The sequence below is a fragment of the Afipia sp. GW822-FHT03D08 genome (genome assembly GCF_058801645.1).
The window spans coordinates 909,039-926,717 of the sequence record NZ_JBXANK010000001.1; the positions used below are offsets into that span (position 1 = coordinate 909,039).

Annotated in this window: 16 protein-coding genes; 14 read left to right on the forward strand and 2 right to left on the reverse strand. The window is 55.2% G+C overall.

Annotation, left to right across the window (positions count from 1 at the left end; all coding sequences use genetic code 11):
- Window positions 1-5 precede the first annotated feature (5 nt).
- A complete protein-coding gene (locus AC1RM7_RS04305; RefSeq protein ID WP_024918811.1) occupies window positions 6-638 on the forward strand; it encodes a class I SAM-dependent methyltransferase in 633 nt (210 codons plus the stop codon).
- Here AC1RM7_RS04305 and AC1RM7_RS04310 read toward each other — a convergent pair.
- Window positions 605-3,208 carry a glycosyltransferase family 2 protein gene (locus AC1RM7_RS04310; RefSeq protein WP_024918812.1) on the reverse strand — a complete coding sequence of 868 codons (2,604 nt, stop codon included), beginning with the start codon at window positions 3,206-3,208 and terminating at the stop codon, window positions 605-607. The genes AC1RM7_RS04305 and AC1RM7_RS04310 overlap by 34 nt on opposite strands.
- A 361-nt stretch (window positions 3,209-3,569) precedes the next feature.
- Here AC1RM7_RS04310 and AC1RM7_RS04315 point away from each other — a divergent pair, with 361 nt between their 5' ends.
- The 13 genes from AC1RM7_RS04315 (at window position 3,570) to AC1RM7_RS04375 (ending at window position 16,623) form a co-directional block, all read left to right on the forward strand.
- Entirely contained in the window at window positions 3,570-4,772 is a 1,203-nt protein-coding gene (locus AC1RM7_RS04315; protein WP_024918814.1) for a glycosyltransferase family 2 protein, read from the forward strand.
- Between the two features lie 178 nt (window positions 4,773-4,950).
- On the forward strand, window positions 4,951-6,048 hold the full coding sequence (rfbB, locus tag AC1RM7_RS04320; protein WP_051472461.1) for a dTDP-glucose 4,6-dehydratase: 1,098 nt from the start codon (window positions 4,951-4,953) through the stop codon (window positions 6,046-6,048).
- Window positions 6,045-6,962, forward strand: coding sequence for a dTDP-4-dehydrorhamnose reductase (gene rfbD / locus AC1RM7_RS04325; RefSeq protein ID WP_024918816.1), 918 nt, complete (start codon window positions 6,045-6,047; stop codon window positions 6,960-6,962). Before rfbB ends, rfbD begins: the two co-directional genes overlap by 4 nt.
- Entirely contained in the window at window positions 6,959-7,840 is an 882-nt protein-coding gene (gene rfbA, locus AC1RM7_RS04330) for a glucose-1-phosphate thymidylyltransferase RfbA (RefSeq protein ID WP_024918817.1), read from the forward strand. Before rfbD ends, rfbA begins: the two co-directional genes overlap by 4 nt.
- A complete protein-coding gene (gene rfbC / locus AC1RM7_RS04335; RefSeq protein ID WP_024918818.1) occupies window positions 7,840-8,403 on the forward strand; it encodes a dTDP-4-dehydrorhamnose 3,5-epimerase in 564 nt (187 codons plus the stop codon). Before rfbA ends, rfbC begins: the two co-directional genes overlap by 1 nt.
- Before the next feature lie 14 nt (window positions 8,404-8,417).
- Window positions 8,418-9,545: a DegT/DnrJ/EryC1/StrS family aminotransferase gene (locus AC1RM7_RS04340; protein WP_024918819.1), complete on the forward strand. Its 1,128-nt coding sequence runs from the start codon at window positions 8,418-8,420 to the stop codon at window positions 9,543-9,545.
- Window positions 9,542-10,045 (forward strand): GNAT family N-acetyltransferase, encoded by a 504-nt coding sequence (locus AC1RM7_RS04345; RefSeq protein WP_024918820.1) that lies wholly within the window; start codon window positions 9,542-9,544, stop codon window positions 10,043-10,045. The genes AC1RM7_RS04340 and AC1RM7_RS04345 overlap by 4 nt, the downstream gene beginning before the upstream one ends.
- Window positions 10,042-10,839: an ABC transporter permease gene (locus AC1RM7_RS04350; RefSeq protein ID WP_024918821.1), complete on the forward strand. Its 798-nt coding sequence runs from the start codon at window positions 10,042-10,044 to the stop codon at window positions 10,837-10,839. The genes AC1RM7_RS04345 and AC1RM7_RS04350 overlap by 4 nt, the downstream gene beginning before the upstream one ends.
- Window positions 10,836-11,588, forward strand: a complete 753-nt coding sequence (locus AC1RM7_RS04355) for an ABC transporter ATP-binding protein (RefSeq protein WP_492838577.1) — start codon at window positions 10,836-10,838, stop codon at window positions 11,586-11,588. The genes AC1RM7_RS04350 and AC1RM7_RS04355 overlap by 4 nt, the downstream gene beginning before the upstream one ends.
- Before the next feature lie 11 nt (window positions 11,589-11,599).
- Window positions 11,600-12,763, forward strand: coding sequence for a glycosyltransferase family protein (locus AC1RM7_RS04360; protein WP_492838579.1), 1,164 nt, complete (start codon window positions 11,600-11,602; stop codon window positions 12,761-12,763).
- Between the two features lie 80 nt (window positions 12,764-12,843).
- On the forward strand, window positions 12,844-13,923 hold the full coding sequence (locus AC1RM7_RS04365) for a D-TA family PLP-dependent enzyme (protein ID WP_492838581.1): 1,080 nt from the start codon (window positions 12,844-12,846) through the stop codon (window positions 13,921-13,923).
- A 212-nt stretch (window positions 13,924-14,135) separates the two neighbouring features.
- A complete protein-coding gene (locus AC1RM7_RS04370; RefSeq protein WP_492838583.1) occupies window positions 14,136-15,383 on the forward strand; it encodes a nucleotide sugar dehydrogenase in 1,248 nt (415 codons plus the stop codon).
- Window positions 15,384-15,387: 4 nt separating this feature from the next.
- The gene (locus tag AC1RM7_RS04375) at window positions 15,388-16,623 is read left to right on the forward strand and encodes a glycosyltransferase family 4 protein (protein WP_492943877.1); all 1,236 of its coding nucleotides are present in this window, start codon (window positions 15,388-15,390) and stop codon (window positions 16,621-16,623) included.
- Here the strand turns inward: AC1RM7_RS04375 and AC1RM7_RS04380 are convergent.
- The gene (locus AC1RM7_RS04380) at window positions 16,620-17,513 is read right to left on the reverse strand and encodes a glycosyltransferase family 2 protein (protein ID WP_492943878.1); all 894 of its coding nucleotides are present in this window, start codon (window positions 17,511-17,513) and stop codon (window positions 16,620-16,622) included. The two genes, AC1RM7_RS04375 and AC1RM7_RS04380, sit on opposite strands and share 4 nt — an antisense overlap.
- Window positions 17,514-17,679: the final 166 nt, after the last annotated feature.

Below are 17,679 nucleotides of genomic sequence, written 5' to 3' on the forward strand. Positions count from 1 at the left end.
CAGCGATGAGCCGGGATTGGCAGAACTGGGATGCTCCGAAGGTCGCCGAACGAGTCCAGGCAATCTGGAACGAGGAGCCCGGTGAGATTCAACATCGTGAGCAACTGACCGAGCTGGTATCTCGACATGTCCCCGGACTGAAAGGTACGTTTCTGGACGTCGGGTGCGGGACCGGATTGGTTTACGAGCGGCTTCGGGCTGCATCAAACGGTGCCATTGACTACACGGGGGTCGATGTTTCCTTGCAGATGCTCCGGACCGCGCGTCAGAATTTTCCTGAAGCGCTATTTCTTTACGGCGACGGTTTCAACCTTGTCTTCCGGGATGCCGAGATCGACTGCGTGCTATGCTTTGAGGTGGCAGGTCATGTCCCCCACGTCCAGCGCCTGCTGCATGAATTGCTTCGCGTAACGGGGAAGATCTGCATTTTCACGGTTTGGCCGAGTGAAACCGATGAAATCACAGAGGACTACGAGGAGATCGAGGGGGCGAAATTCCTGCACAGGAAATATCCCGACTCCTACATACGGCAGTGCATTCTGTCCGCCGCGCCATCGGGCATCAAACAGATCGAGACTGAAAGCCTCCGATCCGGCGGACGCGCCTACATCGTGGAACGCGCCCCTGTTTCAGCCTGACCGGCATACTCTATCTTCACGAATGGAGCGATCACGCGCCGGCTCCAGCCGAAGCGGGAATACTCCGCAAACTCAAGAACATAAAGCGGCCATTCCGACCGGGCGAAGAAGCGAAACTTCCATTTCCCCTCCTGAACGACGGTATTCTTCAGGTCGAACGTAACAGGAAGATGCAGATTCAGCGGCGCGAGATCTCTCGATGATTGAACTGCAATCGTGTCGTTCGGCGCAACCAATTCAACACCTACGAGCCCACTATGAATTCCCTCTGATGATAAGGCGCATGTTATACTCTTGAGCTGTCCCTTCTTGAGGTAAACAGGGTACTCAGCATACGCGACATCGTGAAGCGAGTGGGATAGTTCCAGATAGCTGGAGCTCGAGCGTATTTTATTCCCGAGAACATGCTGCCGGATATCTTCAAACGCTGGCGAAACCCGAGGCCAGATATCTTCGCGCCGCCGGTGCGGCCGATAACGGTGATTGCGCCGCGTTTGGGCGCGGAACTGCGAAAGCTGCAGCAAGCTTGCCCGGAGCGGCTCTGGATCGGCTAGATTGTTCCGGGCAGTCACAGACTTGGAGAAATATAGCTCCTTGAGTCTCGTCTCCACCAAGGTCGAGCTAATCGCAGGTGACGATTGAAGGATCTCGTTCAGAACAATCAGATTCTGCTCGCCCGAAAACTGGGTTCGACAGAACGCTGCGTTGGTTTTCTTGTAGCCGTCCCAGGTTTCTCGGGTAGAAAGAACGTTTCGCACCGCCTGCAACCAAGCACGCGATTCATTTGAAGGCTTGACGCGAATAGCTGCGCCATCAAATTCCGTGAGATCATAGGGCGGATCATCGGGGACAATAAGCACACAATCAAGAATGTAAGCGCATAGCGCAACATTCAAAGTTTTATACTTATTGTTGATGGTTTTGCTGGGTGCGTGGATGAGGACGTCGGGGCGATGCTCGGCCAATTGCAATATCGCGCGGTTCCATTCGACGTTGAACGGTATGAGCGTCAACTTCAGATTCTCGCTAGCTGCGATTTTGCTCAGCAATTCAGAATCTTCTGGATCGCAACCGCCGATAACGAAATGAATTCTGCATGCGTCGCTCGCCAATCGCTGCAACGCCGGCAGAACGCACTCCTGTAGACCTCGTTGTCGATGTTTGCCGCCAATTGACGCAACTGTTAGATCAAACGAATTAGATATCGTAAAGCGAGCACTCTTCGGAGACCGCGCATAACTCACGGGAAAAAACGACAGATTAGGGTGAATAAGGTTCGCCTCAAAATACTCAAGCAGTTCTTTGCTGCTTAGAAGCACCCCCGCGAACCGCTCCAGCTTTGTCCGCAACCCATTCAGAGAAAAATCCTCCGAACTTTGATAAGATTCCACCGACGCCAACTCAACAAAATTGTCATCAAGGAAATAGTATAAAGGAACCCTCATTCGCTTTGCTGCATCTAGCCACTCCTCGTGAATATCAAAATGCCGCACAACTATTACGCAGGAAGCAGATGCCAGCTCTGTAAGTTCGAGATGCCTCTCTGACAGCACGATTCTAATTCGTCCGCGAACCGACGATGGAAGATTGTCAAAGTATAGCGATGTGGACGCGTCGTAAGATGACGTAAGAACAACAATAGTTTTCGAGTCATTGCTTTCTTCAAAATGCTTTCTGAGCCATGGCCGGTTGGCCACGTGAGCCATAACGAGATCGTCAATTACGCCTGCCGTACGCGTGGATATCTCCGGTCGAGATGAAAACACGTCAATATCGAAGTAATCTTGAGACGTAAGCTTCCTGGCGCCGGCACGCATCCACTCCTCCGTCGCGCTCATCACTAAGGGATACGTTTTTCCAAGCGAGTCCTCCGTTGCGGGCCCCGTCACTTCCCCAACACTAACATCGACGTATTGCAATAAGTATCGCTCGGATACTCTGCGCCACAGATCCCAATCGCAAAGTCGAGCCATAATGATGTGTGGATCATAAAACCCAACAGCATCAATTACAGAACGGGGGAGCAGGACTGCGGAATTTGAGATCAGATTCCGGCCTTGTAAATTGTGATCAGCTAACGGACACCCGAGCCGTATAGATTCTACATTCGACGAATAATCGTGTCTTGCAAACATGGTCACGTAACCAAAATATACCCGGTCCGGATTCTGCAAACTATGCTGAAGCAACTGCGCGAAGGCATCAGGGTAGAATGTATCATCATCGAATGCGAACGCGATGTAATCGGCGCGCGCTTTCATAAGAGCTTCAAATTCGGAAACAGCAGGCAGGCCGATATTGTTGGGATGACGCAGGCAGCTCACACGGCCGTCCTCGCGCATGAATTCCGCAATTTGATCGGCGGTGCCGTCAGTGCTCGCGTCGTCGACGATAATCAGCTCGAGATCGTGCAGTGTCTGGCCAAGAACGGACTTCACGGCTTTCCGAAACAGACCGCTGGCGCCGCGCCGGAATGTCGGCAACAGGACCGAAATTGCAGGCTTATGCCCATCAACATAGTCCGAGCCGGGAATCCACTCGGTATCCCTGACCAGATCTCTGACTTTCATGCGACCCGGTACCTTGCGGTGCGATTGCTGCCTATCGCTTCTCAAACTACCACGCAGCGCACGCTGCTGAGAACATCCAGTATATTGATTTTTGGGCCTAGACCTGAAAAATCAAGTTGTCTAGCACTGGTTGACGGGTTCGCATTTCCTCCGGAGGCAACGATTCGAATGGATAATTGCGACGAGCTTGCGGCCCTCAAAGACCGCAACGCAGAGCTGGAGGCAAGAATGAATCTGGTCACCGCGCTCCTGCACGATTCGATGTCATCGCCAACCTGGCGAATTGTGTATCGATATCGGCAGCTTGCCGATAAATGGAGGTGGCGCCGGTCCCGCGGCGAAGATCACATATAGATTTGTGATGGAGAAGATTCCCGATCTTTCGATCATTGTATTGAACTGGAATATGGGGCGGATGACGCAGGAATGCCTTGCGAGCATCCGGGCCCACACATCAAACGTCGCGTATGAGATCATCGTTGTCGATAACGGCAGCAGGCCTCATGAAAAATCGATTGTTCGCGATGCCTGTGGCCTTCATGACGCCCGGTTGATCGAACTCAATCAAAATCTCTATTTTGGAGAAGCCAACAACATCGGCGCCGAGGCCGCACGCGGCGACGCTGTTCTGCTTCTCAACAACGATGTCTTGGTGACGCCCGGGTACATCGCCCCCCTCCTGCACGCGTTGAAGACTGCCCACCGTGCGGGAGCTGTGGGAGCGGAACTGAGATATCCGAATGGCCGATTACAGGAAGCCGGCGGATACGTTCGCCCTGATGGCTGGACGATACGTCATGGTCTGGCTCGCCTGCCCGCCAATATTCTATCCCAAGCAGGGCTGCACATCGTCGACTACTGCTCCGCCGCGTGCCTGCTGATGCGCCGCGACGTCTTTCTGGCGGCGGGTGGGTTCGATCCGTTATTCGATCCGGGATACTTCGAAGATGTTGATTTAATGTTGCGCCTTCGCGCTATGGGACTGTTCACTTACTGCTGCGCCGGCACTGCCGTGATCCATGAGGAAAGCGCGACTACGAAAACAATCTGGAGCAACCCGCGCCGCGCAACCATTATTCATCGCAATCATCGCAAATTTGTCGAGAGGTGGGGAAACTTCATCGCGGAGCGAGTCTTTGGCACTGCAACGCCTCCGCATTTCGAGAGCATAAACTGGGTTGCGCAACACAGTGCGTCCAACGAGTATCCAAACCTGTTCCTGCGAGGTCCTGGCCTGGTCAGCCGTAATCCCGCATGGTGCAGCATCGTCGAGGTCGCAAGCGCCCTGCGGGACAACGTTCATGTCACCTTCGTCGCTGACGAGGCATGCAGCCGCAGCCGCTTATATGCAATTGCAAGGGACCAGGGCCAAACACTCGGCGAATTCTCCATCGCGAGAGCGTCCGACGTCGGCCATCGGCCGGATGACACGGTGGTTCTTGTTCGCGCCGACGGCGAGCATGGCGCGGAAATCGTCTCGGGTGACGGTCCTCTGTTGCATCTTGTCAGAAGCGCTCTAAACCAAACCGGTTCGCAGAGACCGTCGCCTGACCCGTCAGTTTAGCCGTCAGCGGCCTACTCGGATTGCCCCCGAAGGCACTCCCGATTATTGACCTGATTGGCCTCGCCGACTACAACCCAGCGTCGAACCCGATCACGAGCGCTCCTCAATCCAACCCCGCGCTGAAGAGCAATTACGGTAGCTGAGACGCTCTACTGCGCATCTCCGGGAACCTGTTGGGATGACTGTCGTTACTGCCCTGCGGACAGACGGATCGCATCCCATTCTCGTCACGGGTGGCGCCGGCTTTATCGGCGCGAATTTCGTGCTCGATTGGCGCGCAAGTGAGGACGCCCCGATCGTTACGCTCGATAAGCTTACCTATGCAGGAAATCTCCATAATTTAGCCGATCTGCAAGGTGACGAGCGACACTCGTTTGTCCAGGGCGACATAGGTGACGTGGATTTTGTCCGGTCGCTTTTGTCCAGGGTAAGACCACGCGCGATCGTCAACTTTGCCGCCGAGTCTCACGTTGATCGTTCAATACTCGGTCCGGAAGACTTCATCACGACCAACGTTGTCGGGACCTTCCGCCTTCTCGAAACAGCCCGTGAGTATTGGACTGGATTGCCGCCCCGGGAGAAGGAAGCGTTCCGCTTTCTTCATGTCTCGACCGACGAAGTTTACGGATCGCTGACGCCTGAAGCAGGCCCATTTCATGAGGCGAGCCCCTATTCACCAAACAGCCCCTATTCCGCGTCAAAAGCAGCATCAGATCACCTCGTGCGCGCGTGGCATCATACTTACGGCCTGCCTGTCATCATCACCAACTGTTCGAACAATTACGGCCCCTATCAGTTTCCCGAGAAGCTTATTCCGCTGATGATTCACCATGCGCTGGCGGAGAAGCCCTTGCCGGTTTATGGAGACGGTCAGCAAATTCGCGATTGGCTCTATGTGAGCGACCATTGCTCCGCCATCCGCACCGTCCTCCGTAACGGGCAGCCCGGCCATACATATGCGATCGGCGGCGACAGCGAGAAAAGCAATCTCGATGTAGTGCATGCGATCTGCGATGCTCTTGACAAGGAAAGGCCATCGCGAAACGGTTCATACAGACGGCACGTCACGTTCGTGCCCGACCGGCCGGGACACGATCGCCGTTATGCCATCAACGCCGAGAAGATTCGCCAGACGCTCGGCTGGCAGCCCCGCGAGACTTTCGAGTCCGGACTTCGCAAAACGGTGCGTTGGTATCTCGACAACACGGCATGGACCGACAATGTGGTTGCCGGAAGCTATCGCGATTGGCTCGGCCGGAACTACTCCTCAAGATGACAGCCACCGCGCCAAAAATCCTGCTCCTTGGCAAAGACAGTCAGCTCGGCTGGGAACTTCAGCGTGCGCTCAGCACCATTGGCCCGCTCGTGGCCTGTGACAGGCAGACCGCGAATTTTGAGAACGCTGACGAACTTCGTTTCCAGATCCGGCACCATCAACCGGCGGTTATCGTCAACTCAGCCGCGTACACCGCGGTCGACAAAGCTGAGACCGAGAGGGCAAAGGCGCACCAGATCAACGAAATCGCCGTGCGCATCCTCGCAGAGGAAGCATCTCACCTTGGCGCATGGCTCGTGCATTATTCAACTGACTATGTTTTCGACGGTGAAAAAGCATCTCCCTACGCAGTAGATGACCAGCCCTGCCCTCTCAACGTTTACGGGCAAAGCAAAGCAGCCGGAGAACGCGCAATTCGCGATGTCGGCTGCAAACATTTGATTATCCGCACTAGCTGGCTCTACTCCGCGCACGGTTCCAATTTCCCGCGGACAATCCTGCGGCGAGCAATCGAACGGGATCAGATCGAGGTTGTCGCTGACAGCTTCGGAGCGCCGACTACCGCCCATCTCGTTGCGGACACCACCGCCGCAATGCTTGATCGGCTGAACGGCCTCTCCCGGTCCGAAGAACTATCTGGCATCTATCATCTGACGGCCTCCGGCGAGACAAGCTGGTATGATTTTGCACAATTCCTTCTGGGGCTAGCTCACAATCGGGGCCTCCCGATCCAGGCAAATCCGAAGCGCGTTTTCCCGATAACAAGCGCAAGTTATGCCGCGGCGGCCACTCGCCCAAAGAACTCTAGGCTGGAAACCTCGCTGCTACGCGACCGGTTTCGCGTCCATCTACCAGACTGGCAAGTCCACGCGAGACGCTTCATTGAAGAAGTTGCGAGATCGAGATTGCTATGAAACGTAAAGGCATCGTTTTGGCCGGGGGCTCGGGAACCCGTCTGCATCCAGCCACATTATCGATCTCCAAGCAACTTTTGCCTGTCTTCGACAAACCCATGATCTACTATCCGCTTTCAACGCTTATGTTGGCGGATATACGAGACATCCTCATCATTTCGACGCCGCAGGACGTTCCCCGCTTCGAGCAGTTGTTGGGCACCGGAGGCAAATGGGGCTTGAGTATCGAATACGCCGTGCAGCCGTCACCGGACGGGCTTGCTCAGGCTTTCCTGCTTGGAGAAAAATTCATCGGAAACGCACCCAGCGCGCTCGTGCTGGGCGACAACGTTTTCTATGGCCACGATTTCTCGCATCTTCTGTCGGGCGCCTCACAGCGCGCCAAGGGTGCAACGGTGTTTGCGTATCATGTGCAGGATCCCGAACGTTATGGGGTCGTCGAGTTCGATTCGTCCGGGAGGGCTTTGCGGCTGGAGGAGAAGCCGGCACAACCGAAATCGAACTATGCTGTAACCGGCCTGTATTTTTACGACAACCAGGTGGTTTCGCTGGCAAAGACACTCAAACCATCCCGCCGCGGAGAACTTGAGATTACGGACCTCAATCAACTCTATCTTGGAAAAGGACAGCTCTCGGTCGAGATTCTGGGACGAGGTCATGCATGGCTCGACACCGGAACTCACGAAACACTCCTCGAAGCGAGTCAGTTCATCGCAACACTGGAGAGACGACAGGGACTGAAAGTCTCCTGCCCTGAGGAGATCGCGTGGCGCAACGGGTGGATCAGCGACGCCGAGCTCGAAGAACTTGCTGCCGCGATGAAGAACAATGGTTACGGGCGCTACTTGTATAGCTTGCTGAACCATGGAACTTTTTGATGATCGCCTCCACACTTGCCATTCCGGACGTAATTGCATTCGAGCCGAAGATCTTCCGCGACAACCGCGGCCTCTTCTTCGAAAGCTTCAATGCACGCGCTTTCTCCGAGGCGACGGGCATATCCGCCACGTTCGTGCAAGATAATTTCTCCCGCTCGGCCAAAGGCGTCCTGCGCGGCATGCACTATCAGGTCGTTCGCCCGCAGGGAAAATTTGTCCGCGTGACGTCAGGGGAAGTCTTCGATGTCGCGGTCGATATAAGGCGAAACTCTCCAACCTTCGGCAAATGGATTGGTGAAATTCTGTCAGCGGAAAACGGGAAGGCTCTTTGGATACCGAGCGGCTTCGCGCATGGTTTTCTCGTTCTCTCTGAAACCGCTGATTTTCAGTATAAGGTGACCGACTACTGGTATCCGGAACATGAGCGCTGCCTCCGTTTTGACGATCCAGACATCGCAATCGAATGGCCCGCTATTCAGTCGCATTCTGGAACATCAACGGCCCCTACCCTGTCTGACAAGGACCGGCAGGGCGCGGCGTTAAATGCGCTCGAGCTTCTCTAAATCGCAGGATCGTTATGGCGGTACAACTCTTCGTTCCGAATTTCCGTGTTGAGGAATGTCTCGCAGAGATACGCGAGTGCCTTGAAAAGGGCTGGACTGGACTCGGATTCAAGACCGTCGCAATTGAAGCTGCGTGGAAAGAGTATACGCAACTTGCGCACGCTCATTTCCTGAGCTCCAACACTGTCGGTCTCCACCTGGCCTTCGAACTCTTCAAGTCAAAATTCGGCTGGAAAGACGACGACGAAGTCATCACGACTCCGCTCACCTTTGTCTCGACAAACCACGCCATTTTGTATGCTGGCCTCAAGCCGGTGTTCGCGGACGTTGATGATTACCTGTGCCTGGATCCCGAAAGCGTTCTCAAGCGCATCACTCCGAAAACGAAAGCGCTCATATTCGTAGGCATCGGCGGAAACTCCGGCCAATACGAGAAAATTCTTGAAATCTGCCGCGCGCGCAGCATCAAGCTTATTCTCGACGCGGCTCACATGGCGGGAACGCGGATCGACGGCAAGCACATCGGCGCGGATGCCGACGTGACAGTGTTCAGCTTTCAGGCGGTAAAGAATCTGCCCACGGCCGATTCCGGAATGATCTGCTTCAAGGAAGCAGAGGACGACGAGCGCGTCCGCAAGCTGACATGGCTTGGCATCAACAAAGACACCTATGCGCGCACAGCCTCCCAGGGAGCATACAAGTGGATGTATGATGTCGAAGAGGTCGGATACAAGTATCACGGCAACTCGATCATGGCGGCCATCGCGCTTGTTCAGTTGAAGTATCTCGACATAGATAATGCTTACCGCCGCCAGCTTGCGGTCTGGTACAACGGAAATCTGAAGAATAGAAACAACGTAACCGTCGTGCAGACGGCGAACGGATGCGAATCGGCCCAGCATCTTCTGCAGATTCGCGTGCGCGACCGTGATGCCGTGATGCTCGCGCTCAACGAGCATGCCATCTTCCCAGGCGTTCACTACCGCGATAACACCGATTATCGAATGTACGCCTTCGCGCAGGGCACCTGCCCGAACGCAGCAGCGGCAAGTCAGGAAATCATCTCACTGCCCATGCATTTGCGTATGACAAAATCCGACGTGGATCTGATTTCTGAACTGGTCATCAATTACGCGCGATGAAGCAGCCAGTCGAACCATTCGGGGATGGCGTTGTTACGTTGCGTCTCGTCGAAGAGCGCGATCTGAAAACGATCCTGGACTGGCGCAATCGGGACGAAGCCCGCGTCTGGTTCAAGACGTCCGAAAAGCTGTCATTCAGCAGCCACAAGAGCTGGTACGAGCGTTACCTCGCCAAGAACGACGACTTCTTCTTTCTAATCGAAGTTGGCGGGCAGCCCGTCGGCCAATGCGCCATCTACGATATTGACCGCGGCGCAGGATCGGCCGAAATAGGCCGTTTTCTTGTGGCGCCGGAAAAGGCGGGGCACGGATATATTACCCGGAGCTGCGAACAACTTGTTCGCTTCGGCATGACGATGCTGGATCTGTCCTACCTTTTTCTCGAAGTCATGGAACGGAATGACAAGGCCGCCAGAATCTACAAGCGATGCGGCTTCAGGGAAGAAAGCCGCTCGGAAGGCTTGGTGCGCATGGGCTTGAAGCGAGGCGCCGCAAAATGACCTCAGGTCAGCAACTGCTCGCCGACGCTGTAACCTCGTGCAAGCTCTGGCGCGTCTGGACCTTTCTGGGGGTTCAGGACATCAAAACGCGCTTTCGGCGCTCATTCATCGGACCGTTGTGGATTCTGCTTAACCTCGGAATATTCGTGGGCGCCGCCGGTTTCGTTTACGGCGTCATGTTCGGTCAGCCAATGAGCGAGTTTCTGCCATTTCTGATTACGGGCTTCGTAATCTGGGGTTTTCTGCTTTCGTCATTTACAGAAGCCGGGGGAGCCTTTGTCGGCGCCGAAGGCTACATCAAGCAATTCTCCTACCCGAAACAGATTTATCTGCTCCGCGCGCTGGTGACCTACAGCATCATTCTGCTGGTGGGTTTCTGCGCGATCATTCCGATGCAGATTGTCTTCGGGCGCTTCAGTGCGCTGGGCTGGCTCATGGCCATCCCCGGCCTGACATTGTTGATCGTCGCCGCGCTCGCGCATATCGTCATCTCGGCTTATCTCGGAACGCGATTTCGCGACTGGCCTTATGCCCTCACCGGAATCCTCCAGGTGATCTTTTTCGTTACGCCGATCATGTTTCCAATCAAGATGCTTCAGGAAAAGCATTTGGATTTCGTCTACAGATACAACCCGCTTTATTATCTGATCGACATTGTGCGCCACCCCATTTTGACGGGCACCTTCGCTCCACCCGAGAACTACGTTTTCACGCTGCTTTACATCGCCGCAGCCTGGGCCGTCGCTATTGTCGTTGCGCGCAAACTCGATAACCGTCTGGTTTTCCTGCTATGACCGATCTTGGTATTCACCTCGACAACGTCGGTATCCGCTTTGAAGGCCAGCGCGATGGTGGCGGCATCAAGGAGTGGCTTGTCGGCCACATTACTGGGGCGAAATCGAAAGACGCCCGATATAGTGTCGAAGCCCTCCGAAATCTCGATCTCAGCATCGGTCACGGCGAGCGCGTTGGCCTGATTGGTCTGAATGGCGCGGGCAAGAGCACCCTGCTTAAGGTCATGGCGAAAATCTATCCTCCAACATCGGGTGTCGCGACGATCCGCGGGCATGTCTGCCCGATGTTCGAATTTGCGACCGGTTTCGAAATGAATCAGTCGGGCCGCGACAATATCCGCATTCGGGGATTGCTTCTTGGCATGTCGCCTGCCGAAATCGAGGAGAAGCTCCCCGAGATCGCAGCATTTACCGAGCTAGGGGAATTTCTGGACTATCCGGTCCGGACCTATTCGACCGGCATGTTCGTTCGCCTTGCTTTCGCTGTTTCCACCAGCGTCAATCCTGAAATACTTCTCATTGACGAAGTCATGGGCGCCGGTGATATCAAATTTGCCGACAAGGCCAAGCGGCGAATGTTCGAGTTCATGGAACAAGGCAAGATCCTTGTGTTCGCGAGTCATGCACCTGACCTGCTGCGGTCATTCTGCAAACGATCGATTTGGCTGGAATCTGGTTCTATCCGCATGGATGGCGACACCGACGAGGTTCTCGACAGCTACTCCCGCATTAATCAACCGGCTTCGTAGCGGCGCTGGACATGCCGAGCGTTAGCATACTGGTTGTCATCGAAGCCGAGATTGCCACAACGCATCTGATCGAACAGGTATTGAAGGCCTGTAAACCGCACGGCATTAGTTACACCGTGCAATTTCTGGATAAGCTTCAGAGCAGCGACTTCGACTCGAATACCCTTCCCCTGTTTGTCCGATGCGGCGATCCGCGCGCCTTCACCTGGGCGCAGGCATTGGTGGATGCAGATCGTCCTTACCTGTTCTATATCGATGACAACTTTTGGCGAATACTTGGAGATTCATCTCTCGCGCAGTATTATCGACACCCCATCATCAGACGGTCGCTTGAGTTTATCGTATCCAACGCGAATGCCGTTATCACGAACTCCAGCGAACTCTCAAAATTTCTTTCGCGGTTCAACAAGCGCATTTCCGTTCTTCCGACTTTCTTCGATTTTTCGCTGATCGAAAATGTGACGCCGCTATCAGACGAAAGGGTGAGGATAGGATTTGCCGGGAGCCCCTCGCGGGTTGACGATCTCGAACTGGTATCATCGCTGATCGAGCCAGTTCTCAAGGCCTTTCCGCAAGCGATCTTCGAATTCGCCGGCACTCTGCCCAAGGGCATCAAACCGAGTGAGCGGATTGTGTTTTTCCCGCATACTCAGGACTACAACAGCTACATTCGATTTCAGGCCGCGCGAAATTGGGCGATTGGCCTTGCGCCGCTCAAAGATCACGAAGCGAACCGCAATAAAACCGACAACAAGTATCGTGAATACGGTGCATGCGGATGCGTCGGCATTTACTCCGACATTTCTCCGTACCGCGATGTTGTCCGGAATTCAGTGACAGGTCTGCTGGTAGAAAACACTCGATCGGCCTGGCTGGAGGCGGTGACAGATCTGCTGGCGCATCCGGCAAGGCGAGCCGCGCTCGCACAAAATGCATTCGATGACGTCAAGGCGCGGTACGATATTTTGCATGTGTCGACGGTTTGGGCTGAGTTTTTTATAAATCTTGCCGGACAGCTCCCGCTCACGGCCCGGCCACTCGGCGGCCAAATTTCGCGGCTACGAAGGCTGCGACGGCGCCTGGACCGGGCGAGACTTAATTTGTCCATTGTTTATCATGAAGGCGGCGTACCACTGGTCATGCGCCGCATCGTCCGAAAACTGCGGCGACTTTGACAGCCGGCGTTACATCGTCCTGAATTTCTGGGCTAAGCTTTTCCGCAATACCGTGGCTTGCTGAAGAGAAGGAAGCAATCTTGACCAGCCCGCTCGCCTTAAAGATCGCCCGCGAATACGGAACACCGGCTCTCGTCGTCGATATGGACCGCGTGGAGCGCAACATCGCGCGCGTTCAGAAGATCTGCGACGACGCAGGCGTCGCCAACAGGCCCCATATCAAAACTCATAAAAGCCCTCTCCTTGCCCGGCTCCAGATCGAAGCCGGAGCGAAAGGCATCACCTGCCAGAAGCTGGGGGAAGCAGAAGTGATGGCCGACGGCGGGATCAACGACATCCTCATCAGCTATAACCTGATCGGCGATGAAAAGATGGCGCGCCTTGGTGCCCTGCTGGCAAGAACGAGCGTCACAGTGGCCGCGGACAATCCGGTCGTCATCACCGGACTACAGGTCGCCGCTGCGGCCGCCGGCCGCGCTCTGCCGGTCGTGATCGAGTGCGATACCGGCCGCAAGCGCGCTGGTGTCGAGACACCAGCCGAAGCCATCGCCCTCGCTGGCCAGATTGTGAGCACCCCGGGGCTCTCGTTCGCAGGGCTTCTGATGTATCCAACCGAGACAGGCTGGAGCGAGGCCCAGCGCTTCTACGACGAGGCCCTGGCCGGCCTGCGCGAGCTAGGCCTCGATCCCGCGATTGTATCGACCGGCGGATCACCGAACCTTAAGAACGTCGGAAAACTCAAGGGCGCCACCGAACACCGGCCGGGGACCTATATCTACAATGATCGCATGCAGGTCGCCGCCGGTGTGGCAACGTGGGATGACTGCGCCCTGCACGTCTACTCCACCGTGGTTAGCCGCGCTGCGCCGGGTCGCGGCATTCTCGACGCAGGTTCAAAAACCCTGACCGCCGATAGCGGCGGCCTCGACGGCTACGGCCTGATCCTGGAGCATCCTGAAGCCCGGATCGCGCGCTTCGCAGAAGAGCATGGCTTTCTCGACCTGACAAAAAGCAACACCCGGCCAGCCGTGGGAGATGTGGTGCGCATCGTGCCCAACCACGTCTGCGTAGTGGTCAACATGGCCGATGAAGTCGTGATGGTTCGCGGTGATGAAATCGTGGGCATCCTTCCCGTGGCAGCGCGAGGCAAGTTACGATAACGCTGCTTCTCACCTCATGGTCGACGGTGTTCAAAAGGGCCTCTTTCGATCCATCGGCATCTGTGCGGCGCCAGTCCATTCCGGAAGCGATTATTTGGGCAGCGCTCAAACCACTGAACATCTAGAATACAAACATAATTTCTCTGAACCGGCAGCAGACGCCGGCGATACTCAAGAAACTTCCCAACGAATAGTTCGTACGAAGGCATCTAATGCGTGTTGTTATTTGTGGTCTTGGGCATGTCGGGATCGTGACCGCCGCTGGTCTCCTGCGGGACGGGCATACTGTTATTGGAATGGATAGCGATGCTGAGATCTGCGATCTCCTGGGGCGCGGGCTCATACCATTTCGAGAGCCGCAGGTTGGCGAGATCATAGCGGCGAGCCACTCACAGGGGCGCCTGTCAATAGCAACCGGTTTGAATGAAATCGCAGAAGCTGATGTCGCCTTCGTCTGTGTCGGCACTCGCGGCTTGCCTGACGGCAGCCTCGATCTTTCGGACCTTCGGGCAGCATCGCAAACCTTGGGAGAATCCATCCGGTTGAGGCCACCGGAATTGCCGCCAATTTTGCTGGTCTTCCGAAGCACGATGATTCCCGGCTCAATGCGCAAGGCGGTCATCCCAACACTTATCGCCGCGGCCGGCGAAGCGCTGGATCAACACTACAGCGTCGCCTATCACCCCGAATTCATGCGTGAGGGATGCGCCCTTGCCGACTATTTTGCGCCTGCAAGAATTGTCATTGGAGAGCAAAATCCAGGGAACGCGGAAAAGCTCAAAGAGCTTTATGCGTGCATCGACGCGCCAATCGTCACGACTTCTCTTGAAACCGCTGAACTCATCAAGTTTGCTGATAACGGTTTCCACGCCTTGAAGGTCAGCTTCGCGAATGAAATAGGCCGTCTTGCACTTGGCTTCGGCATCAGTCCGTCAGAGCTTTTCCAGATCTTCTGTATGGACTCAAAGCTGAACCTCTCGGCTGCATACCTTCAGCCGGGCGGAGCTTTCGGAGGACCTTGCCTGACAAAGGATATTCTCGCACTCACCCAATGCATGCGAAGTTCAGGGATAAGCGCTCCGGTCATTGATCATATTGTTCCGAGCAATCAGGCTCACACCGATTTCCTGATCTCAGAGATCAAGCGACGCGCTCCGCCCCGCTCACGCATCCTGCTTGTCGGCTTGAGCTTCAAGCCGAATACAGATGATATCAGACAAAGCCCCTTGGTAGATCTGGCGCAACGACTTCTGAGTGACGGTTATGATCTGGCCGTTTACGATTCCGACCTGATCGAAAACAATGGAAAATTCCGGCTTGCGCCATGGCTGGCGGAGGTCACCTTGCCTCACATTCGCTCAAATGACACCTGGGATCTCGCCGTGATCGGAAAAAGCCAACCCGGCGCAATGAAGATGCTGAACAGCTCCATCCCGATGTTCAAAATTAATCGGCTTTAGCAAAGTGCGCGGGCGCATTCTGATCGTCGATCATTCAACGCCGAAGCCTGATCAGGACAGCGGATCGGCGAGTACATTCTCGTATCTCCAAATTCTTGCCCGATCCGGTTACGAGGTCACGTTCGCGCCGTTCGACCTTCAGAAAGCCGGACGCTACACCCGAGCGCTCCAGCAATTGGGCATTGAGGCGTTATCATCACCAAAATGGCCCTCGATCTACGACATCATCGAAACCCTTGGCCCGCGTCACGATATCATCCTGTTTTATCGCGCCCACGTTGCGGTCCATTTGTTCGATCTCGCCCGCAACGCCGCGCCAAACACGAAAATCCTCTTCCATCCCGTCGATCTGCATTTTTTGCGGATGGAGCGGGAAGCTGCGCTCAGCAACGATCCCTCCCAGATACGTTCCGCCGGCGAGATGCGGGTCACCGAACTTGATCTCATCCAGCGGGCAGACGCGACAATTGTCGTGAGCACTTACGAAAGGGAGCTGCTGAAAACACTCGCGCCCGGCGCTCCGGTTCATCAGATTCCAATTCTCCGCGAAACGCCTTCTGTGGGGTCCGCAGTGAGCGGCATCGGATGGTTCGGAAATCAATGGGCAAAACTGCGCGGCAAGAAACCGCAATCGGCTTCCTCGATCGCAGGCTTCGATGATCGACGGGATATTCTTTTCATCGGCGGCTTTGGTCATACACCGAATGCCGACGCTGTGTTGTGGTTCGCGCGCGAGGTCTGGCCGTACCTGCTCGCGAAAGGATTTAGAGAACGCCTCGTGATCGTCGGCTCGAAAATCCCAAGCGAGATATCGGATCTGGCCAGCGACAGCATCGACGTGCGCGGCTATGTCAAGGATCTCCAGCCGCTATTTGCGGGTTGCCGGCTGAGCATCGCTCCGCTCCGGTTCGGCGGCGGAATCAAGGGAAAGATCGTGACAAGCCTGAGTTATGGCGTTCCTGTTGTTGCAACCAAGATCGCTGCGGAAGGGATGCAACTCGTGCACAATGAGAACATTCTCATTGCCGATTCCCCTATCGATATGGCCGACCAGATTCTGGCGGCTTGCAGCGATCCTGTCCTGTGGCAAAAGCTGTCATCAAACGGGCACGCCGCATTCGCCAGCCAGTTTTCTCACACGGCCGGTAAAGACAGAGTGTTGGCAGTTATCGAAGGCCTCATCACTGCCCCGCTAAAGAACGCGTCCGTGAGAGAAATCAATACTGACCGCGCCAGTTAGAGTTTTCGCGTAATCGCCGCGAGCCAAAGCGTGTAGGTCGCCGGCAACGTTTGACGGTACACACCAGACTTCCAAAGCTTGTAGAGACGGGTAGCGAACTGTGCGTCTCGCGCGGCCGCAAAATCATCAAGAACCATCTGACTTTTATTCGTGAGATGCGCTCTCGATGCCTGCAACGCTTGAACGTTCAAATCCATCATCGCGCTGAGACCCCCGGCGAATATCGCCCTGACACGCCCCCACCGAGACCAAAGTGTCGTTTCCAGTCCGACAGCATTTCGGCCATGCTGGCGATATTTCATTGTTGGCTCCGAATCATAAAACACGATGCCGCCCGCGCCGCTCACGAGCTGATATCCCCACCAGTCATGCGAATTCACTTCAAGATCAGGAGTTATCTCGAACAGGCGCTTGGCATTGCGGTTAAACACCATGGTGTTTCCGCTCGCGATGTTTTGCACCAGGGCATGCTGGAAGGAAGGGGGTTTTCTGAACAAAGGCGAGAACCCAATATGGCGCCCGTCTCCATCCACCAGTTCCGTGCGCGAGCAATAAATCGCAGGAATGTCCTGAGAGATCGATTCGAGCCGGCGAACGGCACGATCCAGTTTGTCGGCATACCAAATATCGTCCTGGTCGCTGAACGCGAAATAATCAGCGTGCCAATCCTTACTTCGCGCGAGCGACATGAAGTTGGCCGAGAACCCTGCCCTCGGTCCCGAGCGAATAGCCACCGGCGACCCGCAGCTATTAACGAATTGTCTTACGACATCGACGGATCGGTCCGACGAACCGTCATCGGAAGCGACCAAAGACCAATTCCGGTGGGTTTGCGCTTGAATGGACTGGAGCTGCTCACCGAGATAGCTCTCCCCGTTCTTGATACCCATCAGAATGCAAACGTGTTTCGACGCAATCGACATAACTAAATATTCTTAAAAGAAACGGCAGTATTACAAGCTAGTCAGATGGATTATGCGGAAAAGCTAGCAGATCATACCATCCATATATATCGCGTGGGGTGTATCTATAGTTGAGCGAATTCACATTAAGTAT